1 protein-coding gene and 1 pseudogene are annotated in these 1,327 nt (G+C 72.0%); both read left to right on the top strand.

The genetic code is table 11. The features are described 5' to 3' along the window. Positions 1–182 precede the first annotated feature (182 nt). Complete coding sequence (locus ACT6Y9_RS10985) at positions 183–749, top strand: nitroreductase family protein (RefSeq protein WP_443744558.1); 567 nt, start codon at positions 183–185, stop codon at positions 747–749. 95 nt (positions 750–844) lie between these two features. Then, positions 845–1,327 (top strand): annotated as a pseudogene (locus tag ACT6Y9_RS10980) (hypothetical protein); the annotation flags it as partial.

Genomic DNA, 1,327 nt, shown 5'->3' with positions numbered 1-1,327 from the left:
GTCCCCTTCTGCCTTTTCGAGCCCGCCCGCCTCCCGAAGGTTGCGCTTTTCCGAGTGCGGGCCCATAGTTCTTCTTCAACACGTCCCTCGCGGGCGACATCCGCGCCGCGCACCTCGCCCGGGGACGAACTGCAAGACCTTCAGGCCCCTCACTTTTCCCGGGCCTTCCAGGAGGAAACGCCATGCCGACCCTCACGCTCCCCGCTCCGCAGCCCCTTGCGATGCCGCTCTCGGACGCCCTTTCGCGCCGCCGCTCCAAGCGTGCCTTCACGCGCGAGGACATCACGCCGCAGCAGCTCTCGAACCTCCTCTGGGCGGCCGCGGGCGTCACCGACCCGTCGGGGAAGCGCACGGCTCCCTCGTGCCTCGACCTCCGTGCGGTGACGGTCTTCGTGCTCCGCGCCGACGGCGCCTGGCGCTACGACGCCGCGAAGAACGTGCTCGAGCAGACGACGCCCGAGGACCTGCGCGCAGCCTCAACCCTGGGGCAGCACCAGTTCGTCGACGCCGCGCCCGTGACGCTCGTCTTCGTCGCCGAGGAGACGCCGCGCACGAAGATGGCGCGGCCCTCGTGGATCTACCTCGACGCCGGGACGATGGTCCAGAGCGCGTACCTCGCCGCGACGGCGATGGGGCTCGGGGGCGTCGCCCGCGGGTCGGTGGACGGCGCCAAGCTCGGTGAACGCATGCGGCTCCCCGCCACGATAAAGCCCATCTTCTGCTTCACCGCGGGTCATCCCGCGCCCTGAGCGCTCTTCTTCCCCCGCCCGCTCCGCCGGGGCTCTCCCCAGGTCCCGGCGCAGCCGCCCACATCTAAAACGTCCCTCCGCAGCCTTCCACCTCCGTGCGCTCCGACTCCGCCCACCGACCGAACCCCGCCGCCCGCTTCCTCGACCTTCTGCGCGGCCGCCTTGCGCTTGCGCTCCTCGTCGTCCTCCTGGCGCTGAGCGCCCTCGAGGCGGCGACCCACCTCGCCGGGCGCCCGTTTGACGCGGACCTCGCGTCGCTCCTGCCCGACGCACTCGCGCCGGAGCTTTCGCCCGGACTTGAAGCCAAGCTCCGCGACCGGCTCGCGAAGAACGAATCGAGTTCGATCGCCGCGTTGGTCACCGTGAAGCGGGCGGGCGCCTCCGGGGCGCAGCTCGACGCCGACGCCCGCCGGGCCGCGCTCGCATTTGAAGCGAAGCTTCTTGAAAACCCGGCGGTGCGGCGCGGGACCTTTGAGGGCGCGTCGGGGCTCCCGGCGCTCCCTCGGGCCGCGGGAAACCTCCTCACGGACGCGGACCGCCGGGCGCTCGAAGCGCTCACGGCGCTCCCCACGGAAGCG

It is taken from the genome of Sutterella sp., from assembly GCF_052272535.1.
In the GTDB taxonomy this organism is placed as follows: Bacteria; Pseudomonadota; Gammaproteobacteria; order Burkholderiales; family Burkholderiaceae_F; genus Sutterella.
This window is presented reverse-complemented; position numbering and strand designations above follow the sequence as displayed.